This is a genomic window from Neobacillus sp. SAB-20_R2A, from assembly GCF_049568635.1.
Lineage (GTDB): Bacteria > Bacillota > Bacilli > Bacillales > Cytobacillaceae > Neobacillus > Neobacillus citreus.
Map to the genome: position 1 here is coordinate 1,883,563 of NZ_CP145895.1, position 15,099 is coordinate 1,898,661.

12 protein-coding genes are annotated in these 15,099 nt (G+C 42.4%); all 12 read left to right on the forward strand.

Going from position 1 to position 15,099, the window contains the following annotated elements; genetic code table 11:
• The first annotated feature begins 440 nt into the window (after positions 1-440).
• The 12 genes from V5M37_RS09415 to pnp all read left to right on the forward strand — a co-directional run bounded on the left by V5M37_RS09415 (position 441) and on the right by pnp (position 15,053).
• The gene (locus tag V5M37_RS09415) at positions 441-4,766 is read left to right on the forward strand and encodes a PolC-type DNA polymerase III (protein ID WP_423801697.1); all 4,326 of its coding nucleotides are present in this window, start codon (positions 441-443) and stop codon (positions 4,764-4,766) included.
• Positions 4,767-5,020: 254 nt separating this feature from the next.
• The gene (gene rimP / locus V5M37_RS09420; protein WP_213140765.1) at positions 5,021-5,491 is read left to right on the forward strand and encodes a ribosome maturation factor RimP; all 471 of its coding nucleotides are present in this window, start codon (positions 5,021-5,023) and stop codon (positions 5,489-5,491) included.
• 38 nt (positions 5,492-5,529) lie between these two features.
• The gene (nusA, locus tag V5M37_RS09425) at positions 5,530-6,657 is read left to right on the forward strand and encodes a transcription termination factor NusA (RefSeq protein WP_423801698.1); all 1,128 of its coding nucleotides are present in this window, start codon (positions 5,530-5,532) and stop codon (positions 6,655-6,657) included.
• 17 nt (positions 6,658-6,674) lie between these two features.
• Positions 6,675-6,959: an RNase P modulator RnpM gene (gene rnpM, locus V5M37_RS09430; protein ID WP_213141303.1), complete on the forward strand. Its 285-nt coding sequence runs from the start codon at positions 6,675-6,677 to the stop codon at positions 6,957-6,959.
• Positions 6,956-7,258, forward strand: coding sequence for a YlxQ family RNA-binding protein (locus V5M37_RS09435; protein ID WP_213116324.1), 303 nt, complete (start codon positions 6,956-6,958; stop codon positions 7,256-7,258). Before rnpM ends, V5M37_RS09435 begins: the two co-directional genes overlap by 4 nt.
• A gap of 20 nt (positions 7,259-7,278) precedes the next feature.
• Entirely contained in the window at positions 7,279-9,600 is a 2,322-nt protein-coding gene (gene infB, locus V5M37_RS09440) for a translation initiation factor IF-2 (protein ID WP_423801699.1), read from the forward strand.
• Positions 9,600-9,878, forward strand: coding sequence for a DUF503 domain-containing protein (locus tag V5M37_RS09445; protein WP_213141302.1), 279 nt, complete (start codon positions 9,600-9,602; stop codon positions 9,876-9,878). Before infB ends, V5M37_RS09445 begins: the two co-directional genes overlap by 1 nt.
• A 17-nt stretch (positions 9,879-9,895) precedes the next feature.
• Entirely contained in the window at positions 9,896-10,267 is a 372-nt protein-coding gene (gene rbfA / locus V5M37_RS09450) for a 30S ribosome-binding factor RbfA (protein ID WP_213140761.1), read from the forward strand.
• A 106-nt stretch (positions 10,268-10,373) separates the two neighbouring features.
• Positions 10,374-11,294, forward strand: a complete 921-nt coding sequence (truB, locus tag V5M37_RS09455) for a tRNA pseudouridine(55) synthase TruB (protein WP_423801700.1) — start codon at positions 10,374-10,376, stop codon at positions 11,292-11,294.
• Positions 11,295-11,324: 30 nt separating this feature from the next.
• Complete coding sequence (gene ribF / locus V5M37_RS09460; RefSeq protein WP_423801701.1) at positions 11,325-12,287, forward strand: bifunctional riboflavin kinase/FAD synthetase; 963 nt, start codon at positions 11,325-11,327, stop codon at positions 12,285-12,287.
• Between the two features lie 159 nt (positions 12,288-12,446).
• Positions 12,447-12,716: a 30S ribosomal protein S15 gene (rpsO, locus tag V5M37_RS09465; RefSeq protein WP_213116319.1), complete on the forward strand. Its 270-nt coding sequence runs from the start codon at positions 12,447-12,449 to the stop codon at positions 12,714-12,716.
• A 219-nt stretch (positions 12,717-12,935) separates the two neighbouring features.
• Positions 12,936-15,053: a polyribonucleotide nucleotidyltransferase gene (gene pnp, locus V5M37_RS09470; protein ID WP_423801702.1), complete on the forward strand. Its 2,118-nt coding sequence runs from the start codon at positions 12,936-12,938 to the stop codon at positions 15,051-15,053.
• The last annotated feature ends 46 nt before the right edge of the window (positions 15,054-15,099 follow it).

The window sequence follows — 15,099 nt, forward strand, 5'->3', positions numbered from 1 at the left end:
TTCTTCAATAGAAACAATTTTATACACACTTGGCTAAACTCTTTTGGCTAAAACATTAAACTCTCTACTAATTTTATTGGAGATGAAGGACTTAATTTGCATACACCTGTTGATTGGCGCGGAAGGCACGAAGACTCCTGCGGGAGTACGGGGCAGGGGAGACCCCGCAGGAGCTTTAGCGACGAGGAGGCTCCCCGTCACGCCCGCGGAAAGCGAAGTGCCTGGAGCGCCAATCAACAGACTTGTTCAAAAGCCTTATATTAAATAATATTAAAATAAATTAACGTGGCGAATCGATGAAGAAAATGAGTAAAATTTTTTTGCTAAAAATGGATAAAGGTTTCTGTCGAATTAACCCGAATCTTTTCGGATGATATGGTATAATTACTTTCTGAAATAGACTAGAAAAAGAGATTTTTAAAGAGGGGAGAGATGAGAGGATGAGCGAAAATGCCTTAGGCAAAAAAGAGCGATTCCAACTCTTACTCCAGCAGCTGCAACTAACTGAAGATGCAGTCGTTATGCATTTCCAAAATGCGCAAATCGAAAGGCTACTGGTTGAAAAGAAAGCGAGAAAATGGCACTTTCAATTTTTATTGGAAAAAGTCCTGCCATTCAATGTATTCACGCGGTTTACTGCCCAAATTGAGCGAACTTTTTCAAACATTGCAGCAGTATCATACGATATAAAAGTTACCAATCAAGAAAATGCCTCAGAATTAATCAGCGAATACTGGAGCTATTGCATCCAGCAAATTGATGGAATCTCCCCGCCGCTCATTAAACTTTTACATGAACAGCTGCCTGTGGTAAGCGGCAATAAGCTTACCGTTTCGGTTAGAAACGAGGCAGAGGGATTAACCCTGAAACGTAAATATGGGCCATTAATCGGTGAAATTTATCAATCCTTCGGGTTCCCGCTGTTTTCCTTTGAGATTGATATAAAAAGTGAAGAACATAACGAGGAATATCAACAATTTTTAATTGCTAAACAAAAGGAAGATCAAGAACGTGCCTTAATGGCAATGGTTGAAATGCAGAAACAAGATGCCGAGAAAGAGCAGGGAGGCGGTGATGTGCCGCAAGGTCCGCTTTCAATCGGTTTGACAATTAAAGATAACAACGAGCTCCGCAGCTTAATTGATATTGTCGATGAAGAAAGACGAGTTGTCGTCGAAGGTTATATATTTGATGCGGAAATTCGCGAGCTGCGCAGCGGCCGCTCTTTGTTAACCTTTAAAATTACCGACTACACCAGTTCCATAATGGTTAAAATGTTCTCCCGCGACAAAGAGGACGCAAATGCCTTCCAACTTGTTAAAAAGGGAATGTGGGTAAAGGTCCGCGGCAGCATTCAAAATGATACTTTCGTTCGTGACCTTGTCATGATTGGTAATGATATTAACGAGATTAAGCCTGCTGGCCGGAAAGATACTGCTCCAGATGACGAAAAAAGGGTCGAACTGCATTTGCATACCCCGATGAGCCAGATGGATGCCGTCACTCCTGTCGCCACTTTAATTGCCCAAGCAAAAAAATGGGGCCATAAAGCCATAGCTGTTACCGACCACGCCGGAGCCCAATCCTTCCCGGAAGCCTACAGTGCCGGGAAAAAGAATGATATAAAGATTCTTTATGGTGTTGAAGTGAATCTGGTCGATGATGGTGTACCGATTACCTTTAACGATGCCCACAGGCTTCTTGCTGAAGATACTTATGTCGTGTTTGACGTTGAAACAACGGGTCTTTCAGCCGTATACGATACGATCATCGAGCTTGCTGCTGTAAAGATAAGGAACGGCGAAATCATTGATCGGTTTGAATCATTCGCTAATCCGCATCATCGCTTATCAGCGACAACCATCAACCTGACAGGCATCACCGATGACATGGTCCAAAATGCTCCAGAGGTAGCTGAAGTTTTACAGAAATTCTATGACTGGACTGGGGATGCTGTCTTAGTTGCCCACAATGCTTCCTTTGATATGGGATTCTTGAATGTCGGTTATAAAAAAATTGGTATTGGAAAAGCCAAAAACCCTGTCATCGATACGCTAGAGTTGGGCCGTTTCCTATATCCAGAATTAAAAAACCATCGATTAAATACCTTGGCGAAAAAATTTGATATCGAACTGACCCAGCACCATAGAGCGATTTATGATGCAGAAGCAACCGGATACTTATTATTGAAAATGTTGAAGGATGCGCAGGAAAAAGAGATTATTTACCATGACGAATTTAATGATCACATGGGAAAAGGAAATGCCTATCAAAGGGCCCGTCCTTATCACTGTACGCTTTTGGCGCAGACTGAGCATGGGTTGAAAAATTTATTTAAGCTCGTTTCTATTGCACATATTGAATATTTTTATCGTGTACCGCGTATACCACGGTCGGTGCTGCAAAAATATCGCGAAGGAATACTTGTTGGTTCCGCCTGTGATAAAGGAGAAGTTTTTGAAGGGATGATGCAAAAGTCTCCTGACGAAGTGGAGGCCGTAGTAGGCTTTTATGATTATATCGAGGTTATGCCGAAACCGGTGTATGCCCCGCTCCTTGAAATGGAACTGGTTCGTGATGAACGGGCGCTTGAGGAAATTATCGGCAACATCGTTGCGCTTGGTGACAAGCTCGGAATACCGGTTGTAGCTACAGGTAATGTTCACTACTTGAACGAAAACGATAAGATATACAGAAAAATATTAATCAGCTCACAGGGCGGTGCTAACCCGCTGAACCGTCATGAGCTTCCGGATGTTCACTTTAGAACGACAAATGAAATGCTTGATGCCTTTTCATTCTTAGGCAAAGAAAAGGCAAAGGAAATCGTCGTCACAAATACAAATAAAATTGCGGATATGATTGACGTCATAAAGCCAATAAAGGATGATTTGTACACACCAAGAATTGAAGGTGCCGATGAAGAAATGCGGGAAATGAGTTATGCCATGGCCCGGAAAATTTATGGCGACGAGCTTCCGGAAATTGTTGAGGCCCGTTTGGAAAAAGAATTAAAAAGTATCATTGGGCATGGATTTGCCGTTATTTATTTGATTTCCCATAAGCTTGTTAAAAAGTCTTTGGATGATGGGTACCTGGTCGGATCGCGTGGATCGGTCGGTTCCTCATTGGTCGCAACAATGACGGAAATAACTGAGGTTAACCCATTGCCGCCGCATTATATTTGTCCATCCTGCAAGCATTCTGAGTTTTTTAATGACGGTTCGGTCGGTTCAGGCTTCGATTTGCCTGATAAAGATTGCCCGCATTGCGGCACAAAATATCGAAAAGATGGCCATGACATCCCGTTTGAAACCTTCCTTGGCTTTAAAGGAGATAAGGTTCCCGATATAGATTTGAATTTCAGCGGAGAATATCAGCCCCGGGCCCATAACTACACGAAGGTGCTTTTCGGGGAGGAATACGTTTATAGAGCTGGAACAATTGGTACCGTTGCCGATAAAACGGCCTTTGGTTACGTTAAGGCCTATCAGCAGGACAATAACCTCCAGATGCGCGGGGCCGAAGTGGAACGGCTTGCTTCCGGCTGTACGGGTGTAAAAAGAACAACTGGTCAGCATCCCGGCGGTATCATCGTTATTCCTGATTATATGGACGTTTACGATTTTACGCCAATCCAATTTCCGGCTGATGATCGAAATTCGGAATGGAAAACGACCCATTTTGATTTCCATTCGATTCACGATAACGTTTTAAAGCTTGATATTCTTGGACACGATGACCCGACGGTGATCAGGATGCTGCAGGATTTGAGCGGTATCGATCCAAAAACGATTCCGACCGATGACCCTGAAGTAATGAAAATATTCAGCGGTACGGAATCCCTTGGGGTAACAGAAGAACAAATCATGTGTAAAACGGGAACGTTAGGCATTCCCGAATTTGGTACCCGGTTTGTTCGGCAAATGCTTGAAGATACAAAGCCAACGACCTTCTCAGAACTTGTTCAGATTTCTGGTTTATCACATGGTACGGATGTTTGGCTGGGAAATGCACAGGAATTGATTCAGAACAAGACTTGTACTCTAAGTGAAGTAATTGGCTGCCGGGACGATATCATGGTTTACCTAATTTATCAGGGGCTTGAGCCATCCTTCGCATTCAAAATAATGGAATCCGTCCGTAAAGGAAAAGGATTATCGGAAGAAATGGAAGCGGAAATGAGAAGGAACGAGGTACCGGAATGGTACATTGACTCCTGTAAAAAAATTAAGTACATGTTCCCGAAAGCCCACGCGGCTGCATATGTCTTGATGGCTGTGAGGATTGCCTATTTTAAAGTTCATCTTCCCCTTCTTTATTATGCTGCTTATTTCACTGTTAGGGCAGAGGACTTCGACTTAGAAACAATGACGCGCGGCTCTGAGGCCATCCGTGCAAAAATTGGCGAAATCAATGCGAAGGGTTTGGAAGCATCGAACAAGGAGAAAAACCTGCTGACGGTGTTGGAGCTTGCGCTTGAAATGACTGAACGCGGCTATTCCTTCCAGAATTATGATTTGTACAAATCGGCTGCATCGGAATTTATCATTGAAGGAGATACGTTAATTCCGCCTTTCAACTCCATTCCGGGGCTGGGAACAAATGCTGCCGTAAATATTGTTAATGCCCGCGGTGCTGGAGAATTTCTATCGAAAGAAGATCTCCAGCAAAGAGGGAAGGTTTCCAAAACAATCCTTGAGTATCTGGACAAGCAAGGCTGCCTCAGCGCATTGCCTGAGCAAAACCAGCTTTCGCTGTTTTAAAACCTTCGGCTTTTCTGACTCTAGCTCCTGTGCCTAGGGGCCCGGGGGCATAAGCCCCTGCGCAAGGCGCTTCCGCTTTTGATATTTGCAACTAATTCATGGTTATGTTATAGTTTTATTGGAAATACTAAGACATACTCTCGTGTACAAGAGTGGGGATTCTCCCACTCTTTCGTGTTGTTTAGGATGGTTTTTCATCAGTATTTTAACTTGCATAGCTACATAGAAGATATTGCTGGAAAAGGAGGTAGGGCATGAGTAAAGTCACCGAGGTTGTTGAAGAACTGGCTGCACCTATTTTTCAAGAGCTTGGCTTAGAATTAGTAGAAATTGAATACGTTAAAGAAGGAAAAAGCTGGTTCCTTCGCGTATATATCGATAAAGACACAGGCGTTGATATTGAAGACTGCGGAATTGTCAGTGAACGACTTAGTGAAAAACTTGATGAAGTGGATCCAATTCCTCATAACTATTTTCTTGAAGTATCATCGCCAGGTGCAGAGCGCCCTTTAAAGAAGGATAAAGATTTTGAAAAAGCAATCGGGAAAAATGTTTTTATTAAAACTTATGAGCCTCTTGATGGTGAAAAAGGTTTTGAAGGGACTCTTTTAGCTTTCGATGGTCAAACTGTTACAATCGAAGTGAAAATAAAAACCCGTAAAAAAACGATTGAAATTCCATACGAAAAAGTGGCAAATGCAAGGCTTGCTGTAACGTTTTCTTAAACTTAGAAAAATACAATAGAATAGGGGGATATACTCAAATGAGCAGCGAACTAATAGATGCTCTTATTGTCCTGGAAAGAGAAAAAGGTATCTCCAGGGATGTTTTAATTGAAGCCATTGAAGCAGCGCTTATCTCGGCTTACCGCCGCAATTTTAATCAAGCGCAAAACGTCAGAATTGATTTAAACCTGGAAACTGGTTCAATGCGTGTTTTTGCACGTAAAGAAGTAGTGGACGAAGTGTTTGATCCACGTCTTGAAATTTCCTTAGAAGATGCGATAAGAATCAATCCAAACTATCAGGTTGAGGATATCGTCGAAATGGAAGTAACGCCGAAGGATTTCGGCCGAATTGCTGCCCAAACTGCTAAACAGGTTGTGACACAAAGAGTCAGAGAAGCGGAAAGAGGAATTATTTATTCTGAATTTATTGACCGTGAAGAAGATATCATGACTGGTATCGTCCAAAGACTCGATTCAAAATTTATTTATGTCAGCCTTGGTAAAATAGAAGCTCTGCTCCCAATCAATGAGCAGATGCCAAATGAACGTTATAAGCCGCATGATCGAATTAAAGTATTTATTACTAAGGTAGAAAAAACAACAAAAGGACCTCAAATATTTGTTTCAAGGACTCATCCGGGATTATTAAAACGTTTATTTGAAATCGAAGTGCCGGAAATCTATGATGGGACGGTAGAAATTAAATCCGTTGCCCGCGAAGCAGGCGACCGTTCGAAGATTTCAGTTCACTCCGATAACCCTGAGGTAGATCCAGTTGGATCTTGTGTTGGTCCGAAAGGTGCTCGTGTCCAAGCAGTTGTAAACGAATTAAAGGGCGAAAAAATCGATATTGTAAAATGGTCTGATGACCCGGTTGTTTTTGTAGCCAATGCGCTCAGCCCATCGAAAGTGCTGGATGTTTCAGTAAATGAAGATGAAAAAGCGACAACGGTTGTCGTGCCGGATTATCAGCTTTCATTAGCAATTGGGAAACGCGGCCAAAATGCTCGTTTAGCGGCTAAATTAACCGGCTGGAAAATTGATATTAAATCAGAATCTGAGGCTCGTGAAATGGGGATTTATCCTCATGAAGAAACAATTCGTCTATTCGATGATGGGGCGGATACTGATTTTGACGATTTTAACGATGAAGAATTAGATTAGATCAGAGGTGAATGATGGTGAACACAAAGAAAAAAGTTCCTATGCGGAAATGTGTGGCCACTGGTGAAATGAAACCGAAAAAAGAACTCGTTCGCATCGTTCGCTCAAAAGAAGGAGATGTATCCGTCGATTTAACTGGAAAAAAATCGGGCAGGGGTGCATATCTTTCAAAGGAAAAAGATGCCGTCCTCTTGGCAAAGAAAAAGAATATTTTGGCAAACCATTTAGAGGTTACGATTTCCGAATCGTTATATGATGAGCTGCTTGAGTTGATAGAGAAGGAGAACGGGTCGTCTAAATGAACGAAAACCAATGGATGTCATTGCTTGGACTGGCCAATCGAGCACGAAAAGTAATATCTGGTGAGGAGCTTACCGTTAAGCAAATCCGCAGTGGAAATGCGAAGCTCGTTTTATTATCCGCAGATGCTTCACAAAATACGACAAAAAAAATTACCGACAAATGTAATTCGTATGAGGTTCCAATTAAAATGGTTGAAAATCGTTATCTTCTTGGTCAGGCGATTGGCAAAGAGGCCCGCGTTGTGGCAGCCGTTTTGGATGATGGATTTGCCAAAAAACTTAAACAAGTGCTCGATTAAATCTTGCGGGGGTGAAAATAATGAGTAAAATGCGTGTTTATGAGTATGCAAAAAAACATAACCTATCTAGTAAAGAAATCATTACAAAATTAAAAGAAATGAACATAGAGGTTTCAAATCATATGGCAACTCTAGAATCATCAGATATTAAAAAGCTTGATGCTGCCTACAATAAAAATGAAAATAAAGAGCAGCAGAAAAAGACTGGAAATACGGCTGAACAAAACCGTAGCAATAACAATAATAACAATAATAATAACAATGGTCGCCAAACTCAACAAAAGGTTCAGACAAAGCCACAGGTGCAGACTAAAACGACGCCAAAGGCTTATGAGGACGATGATGAAAAACTTGTCGTGCCTTCCAAAGTAAAGGTTGCTCCGGGAGCGCCAAAAGCAAAAGAAGGCAAAAAACACGAACAGGAATATCAATCCAAAGAAAATAAAGCATTTCAAGCTGGGAAAAACAAAAGTCGTCCCCATAATAATCAACAACAAAATCGTAATCATCAACAAAATAAAAAGCGGAATCATCAACAAAACCATACGCAGCAATCCCAAGCACCGCAAAAGAAGAAAGAGAAGGAGCTTCCAGCTAAAATTACCTTCAGTGAATCTTTAACGGTTGCAGAACTGGCTAAGAAGCTGCACAGAGAGCCTTCTGAACTAATCAAAAAGCTGTTCCTGCTTGGCATCATGGCAACAATCAATCAGGATTTAGACAAAGATGCGATTGAATTAATTGCCGGTGAGTATGGTGTTGAGGTCGAAGAAGAAATTAAAGTTGATGCGACCGATTTGGAAATTTATTTCACAGAAGATGCACCGGAAAACCTTGTGGAACGCCCGGCTGTTGTGACAATCATGGGTCACGTTGACCATGGTAAAACAACCTTGCTTGACTCGATCCGTAATACAAAAGTTACTGAGGGAGAGGCAGGCGGAATCACTCAGCACATTGGTGCCTATCAGGTAATCGAAAACGGAAAGAAGATTACGTTCCTTGATACACCTGGACACGCTGCTTTTACAACAATGAGGGCCCGCGGTGCTCAGATTACCGATATCACCATTCTAGTTGTCGCAGCCGATGATGGCGTCATGCCGCAGACAGTTGAAGCGATAAACCATGCCAAGGCAGCAGAAGTTCCAATTATTGTTGCCGTTAATAAAATGGATAAAGAGGCAGCCAATGCCGACCGCGTTATGCAGGAATTAACTGAGCATGGATTAGTTGCTGAAGCTTGGGGCGGAGATACCATTTTTGTTCCACTTTCCGCTAAGACGGGAGAAGGAATCGATAATCTGTTGGAAATGATTCTGCTTGTCAGTGAGGTAGAAGAGTATAAAGCAAATCCTAAGCGGAATGCTGTCGGAACGGTTATTGAAGCAAGGCTTGATAAGGGCCGTGGGTCAGTGGCGACTTTACTCGTTCAAAATGGCACACTGAAAATCGGTGATCCAATTGTCGTCGGAAATACGTTCGGACGTGTGCGGGCTATGGTGAATGATTTAGGACGCAGAGTAAAGGATGCCGGTCCATCAGCACCGGTTGAAATTACCGGACTAAGTGATGTACCTCAGGCTGGAGACCGCTTCGTTGTATTCGACGATGAAAAAACAGCTCGTCAAGTTGGGGAAACACGTGCCCAGACGGCATTGGTTGCTCAGCGTGGTGAGAAAACCCGTGTAAGCCTAGACAATCTATTTGAACAATTAAAGCAGGGCGAAATGAAGGATCTGAATGTCATTTTGAAATCAGACGTTCAAGGTTCTGCCGAAGCGTTAGCTGCTTCCTTGCAAAAAATTGATGTCGAAGGTGTAAACATCAGAATTATCCATAATGGAACAGGGGCCATTAACGAATCTGATATTACCCTGGCGGCTGCTTCAAACGCCATTGTTATCGGCTTTAATGTTCGTCCTGATGTAAATGCCAAGCGTGCAGCAGAAGCGGAAAAAGTAGATGTCCGTCTGCACCGCATTATTTATAAAGTCATTGAAGAGATGGAAGCAGCTATGAAGGGTATGCTTGATCCGGAATTTGCTGAGAAAGTGATCGGTCAGGCTGAGGTCCGTCAGACATTCAAGGTTTCAAAGGTTGGCACGATTGCCGGTTCATATGTAATCGATGGGAAAATTACTCGTGACAGCGGTATCCGTGTCATTCGCGATGGGGTAGTTATTTTTGAAGGTGAGATTGATGCCTTAAAACGCTTCAAAGATGATGCCAAGGAAGTATCCCAAGGTTACGAATGCGGTATCACCATTAAAAACTTTAATGATGTTAAAGAGGGAGATATCGTTGAAGCGTATGTAATGGAGGAAATCGAGCGGAAATGATAATCGGCGCCGCCGTTTGTGAATGCATCATTTACGATGCACATTCCTTAAAAGAGAAGCGAGCTGTTTTACAGCGAATTCTTACTCGTTTAAAACAAAAATTTAATGTGTCAGCAGCAGAGGTTGACTATCACGATGTCTGGCAGCGGACTAAAATAGCGATTGTCGCTGTTACGGCAGCGCGGGTGTCAACAGAGCATGAGCTGCAGAATGCATTAAAACTAATTGACTCTTTTCCAGAGATAGAAAGAACAGTCACCGAAATGGAATGGCTTTAAATGAAGAGGTGAATTGAATGAGCCACAGACCAAATCGTGTTGGAGAGCAAATGAAGAAAGAACTGAGTGACATTATCGGACGCAAGATAAAAGATCCTCGGATTGGTTTTGTGACCGTTACAGACGTTCAGGTAACAGGCGATTTGCAGCAAGCTAAGGTGTTTATTTCGGTATTGGGTGATGATGAACAGAGGGAGAATACGCTTAAAGGCCTTGCAAAAGCAAAAGGATTTATTCGAAGCGAAATCGGCCATCGTATTCGCCTTCGCAAAACTCCCGAAATTATCTTTGAATTCGATGAATCCATTGATTATGGGAATCGCATCGAAACACTTCTTCATGATTTACATTCTGACGGAAGCCCGATGGAAAAAAATGAAGAAGAATAACTCATCTTATACCAAATAGTTTGCATATCCTCACAAATGAGGAAAATGGATAGACGAAAAAGTCTATCCATTTTTTTCGGGGATAACAGGAAAGAGGTTGTGAAAATTGGAAGGCATTTTACCATTATTGAAGCCGGCGGGGCTTACCTCTCATGATTGTGTTTTTAAATTGCGGAAGATCTTAAAAACAAAGAAAATCGGTCATACGGGAACACTTGACCCTGATGTAACCGGAGTCCTCCCAATCTGTATCGGGAAAGCGACAAAAATAGCTGAGTATATTACAGATGCAGGCAAAGCGTATGAAGGTGAAGTAACCATTGGTTTTTCCACGACAACGGAAGATGCTTCTGGTGAAGTGGTGGAAAAGGAAATGGTTAACCGGACCATCAGCCGCGAAGAAATTCTAAAGGTACTACAGTCGTTAACCGGCGAAATTGAGCAAACACCGCCAATGTATTCCGCCGTTAAAGTGAATGGGGTCCGTCTTTATGAATATGCCCGAAAAGGGATTGTCGTGGAACGCCCATCAAGGAAAGTAATGATTTATTCGATTAACCTTCTTGATGAACGGACTGAATTCGCTGGCGAGACTATCAGCTTCCGCTTTCAGGTTAGCTGCAGTAAAGGCACTTATATTCGAACCTTAGCTGTCATGATTGGTGAGGCTTTGGGGTTTCCAGCGCATATGTCGAAATTGGTAAGGACGCAATCGGCTTCGTTCACACTTACTGATTGCCTTACGCTTGAAGAAGTGGAAAGGTTAATGGCAGAAGGGAGCATTTCGCAGGTTTTACGACCATTGGAATCGGCACTTTCTCATTTGCCGAAAATGCAGATTAATGATAAAGTAGCAGAGAAAGTGAAAAACGGTGCACTTTTAGAAATTCCAGAGAATTTAAAAACTTGTGACGGACCTATTATTGCCGAAACGGCTGAAGGGCTGGCGCTTGCTATCTATGCAAAGCATCCCAATAAGCAAGGCCTCTTAAAGCCGGTGAAGGTTCTAAGAAATGAACTCGAATAAAGGTTCCTGTATAGAAAAGGTGAGTTTCAGTTGGAAGTAAAAAGATTAAGTTTTCCACTAAATGTGTCAGATCTGCAGGCGCTGCCTCCTTTATCGATGGCCCTTGGCTATTTCGATGGCGTGCATCTCGGGCATAGGCAGGTAATACTTGAAGCAAAGAAGCAAGCTGATGAACAAGGACTGTCAAGCGCAGTCATGACTTTTGACCCTCATCCTTCTGTGGTTTTAGGGAAAAATGAAAAGCATGTAAAATCCATTACCCCATTAGCAGAAAAGATCAAAATTATCGAGGGAATGGGTATTGATTATCTTTTTGTCGTTCACTTTACCATAGAATTTGCCAATCTTCTGCCTCAAGAATTTATTGACCAATACGTTATCGGGCTGAATGTGCAGCATGCGACCGCAGGCTTTGATTTTACCTACGGCCGGATGGGCAAAGGGACGATGGAGACCATTCCATTTCACTCAAGAGAGAAATTTACCTTTTCTGTTATACCGGAATTTACCGAGGGGAGCGAAAAGGTGAGCTCGACCAGAATTCGCCGACTTCTTAAAGAGGGGACTGTTGAGGAACTTTCGCACCTTTTGGGAAGGTATTACACAACTTCAGGGTATGTCGTCCATGGTGATAAACGCGGACGGACCATTGGTTTTCCGACGGCAAATATTGAATTAAATGATGAATACATTATTCCCCCTACAGGTGTTTATGCGGTAAGGATGATGGTTAGCGGCAGTATGCTTAATGGTGTTTGTAATGTTGGCTATAAGCCTACCTTTAATAAGGAGGCAGTCAAGCTGTCGATTGAAGTTCATTTATTTGATTTTCATAAGGATATCTATGGGGAGGATGCCGTAATTGAGTGGCATCTATTCCTGCGAAATGAACAAAAGTTTTCTGGAATAGAAGAACTTGTAAAGCAAATTGAAAAAGATAAAAATAAGGCTTTGGAATATTTTGCGAAAAAACACAAGCTGCTTGATGTATAGAAGAAGAGAAGTTTTCCTATAATATATGATGGAATGAACTTGCATTTTGCGACAAAACATTGTATTCTTAAATACGTACTAAATGAACCTTTGCTTGGCAAGTCGAATCACCGACGCTTGCTCGGCATGAGGGGATTGAGAAATAGGAGGTGAACCTGGATGGCAATCACACAAGAACGTAAAAACGAAATCATCAATGAGTATAAAACTCATGAGAACGACACAGGCTCTGCTGAAGTTCAAATCGCTGTCCTTACAGAATCAATCAACAATTTGAACGAGCACTTACGTACTCACAAGAAAGATCATCACTCACGTCGTGGTCTTTTGAAAATGGTTGGTAAACGTCGTAATCTTTTAACTTACCTGCGTAACAAAGATGTTCAACGTTACCGCGTGTTAATCAATAAGCTTGGTCTACGTCGTTAGTTTGCAGAAGCGGGATTTTTCCCGCTTTTTTGTTAGCTTTTAAAAGTTATTGAATATTTCATACATAATTTTTAAGTCATGATTTTTTGTGCATACTAATACTAATTTGGTTGAAATCACAAGCGTTTTCGCTTTTTTATAGTTACATTAGAAAGATGATACCAGCGAATAAGTTTCGCGTCATCCTCCTAAGTGATTTAGATAGAGAGGGGTAAAAATATGGATCAGCAAAAACATGAGTATTCCATGGATTGGGCCGGCCGCAATCTGACAGTTGAAATTGGGCAATTAGCCAAACAAGCTAACGGTGCAGTCTTGGTCCGTTATGGAGATACAGCCGTTTTAAGTACGGCCACAGCGTCTAAGGAGCCTAAGAACCTAGACTTTTTTCCATTAACAGTGAATTATGAGGAAAGATTATATGCAGTCGGTAAGATTCCCGGAGGCTTTATTAAACGGGAAGGACGTCCAAGTGAAAAAGCGATTTTGGCAAGCCGATTGATTGACAGACCAATCCGTCCGCTTTTCGCAGATGGTTTTCGTAATGATGTTCAAGTAATCAGTATTGTCATGAGTGTGGATCAGGATTGTTCTTCAGAAATGGCCGCGATGTTCGGGTCATCACTGGCTTTATCGGTATCGGACATCCCGTTTGAGGGCCCGATTGCTGGCGTTGTAGTTGGCCGTGTAAATAATGAATTCGTGATTAATCCAACGGTGGAGCAGGCTGAAAAGAGTGACATCCACCTAACGGTTGCCGGTACAAAGGATGCTATTAACATGGTTGAAGCAGGGGCCGATGAGGTACCTGAAGAAATCATGCTGGAGGCTATCATGTTTGGCCATGAAGAAATCAAGCGGTTAATTGAATTCCAAGAGAAAATCGTTGCTGAAATCGGCAAAGAAAAAAGGCAGATAAACCTGTATGAGCTTGACAAGGAGCTTGAAGCAAAGGTACGGGAAATGTGTGAAACAGACATGATCAGTGCCATTCAAGTTCAAGAAAAGCATGCTAGAGAAGCTGCCATCACTGATGTAAAGAATCGAGTATTGGCTCATTTTGATGAGCAGGAAGCTGCCGATGATGAGCTAAAACAGGTTAAACAAATTTTGGACAAGATGGTTAAAGGTGAAGTCCGCCGCTTAATCACAGTAGAAAAAGTCCGTCCGGATGGTCGGAAAATTGATGAGATTCGTCCTTTATCTTCCCAAGTAGGGATCCTGCCGCGTACCCATGGTTCAGGGTTATTTACAAGGGGACAAACCCAAGCGTTAAGCATTTGTACCCTTGGTGCAATGGGGGATGTACAAATTCTTGATGGTCTCGGAATTGAAGAAGAAAAACGCTTTATGCATCATTATAATTTCCCATCCTTCAGCGTTGGGGAAACGGGACCGATCCGCGGACCAGGCCGCCGGGAGATTGGCCATGGTGCACTAGGGGAGCGTGCCCTAGAGCCGATTGTGCCATCTGAAAAGGATTTCCCATATACGATTCGACTTGTATCAGAGGTGCTTGAATCCAATGGGTCTACTTCGCAGGCAAGTATTTGTGCCAGCACATTAGCCATGATGGATGCCGGTGTACCAATTAAAGCACCTGTTGCCGGTATCGCTATGGGTCTTGTGAAATCAGGAGAGCACTATACCGTTTTAACGGACATTCAAGGGATGGAAGACCATCTTGGCGATATGGACTTTAAAGTAGCCGGTACAGCCAAAGGTGTTACTGCTCTGCAAATGGACATTAAAATTGAGGGTCTTTCCCGTGAAATTTTAGAAGAAGCATTGCAGCAGGCCAAAGTCGGAAGAATGCAGATCCTTGATTCAATGCTAGCTACACTTGCTGAACCAAGACCCGATCTTTCGCGGTTTGCACCAAAGATTCTGACCATGACGATTAATCCGGATAAGATCCGCGATGTTATTGGACCTAGTGGGAAGCAAATTAACAAAATTATTGAAGAAACTGGGGTTAAGATTGACATCGAACAGGATGGAACTATTTTTATCGCATCTACTGATTCAGAAATGAATCAAAAAGCGAAGAAAATTATTGAAGATATTGTCCGTGAAGTTGTCGTAGGGGAATTGTATCTTGGTAAAGTAAAACGGATTGAAAAATTCGGTGCTTTCGTTGAAATCTTTGCCGGCAAAGACGGCTTAGTCCATATTTCTGAGCTTGCCGAAGAGCGGGTAGGAAAAGTGGAAGATGTCGTGAAAATCGGCGATGAAATTTTAGTAAAAGTGACCGAAATTGATAAACAAGGCCGCGTTAATTTATCGCGTAAAGCTGTCCTTAAGGAACAGAAGGAAAAAGCTGAACAAAATCAATAATCGTTTAAAAAGTCAGGAGACCGCTCCTGACTTTTTCTTTTTCTAT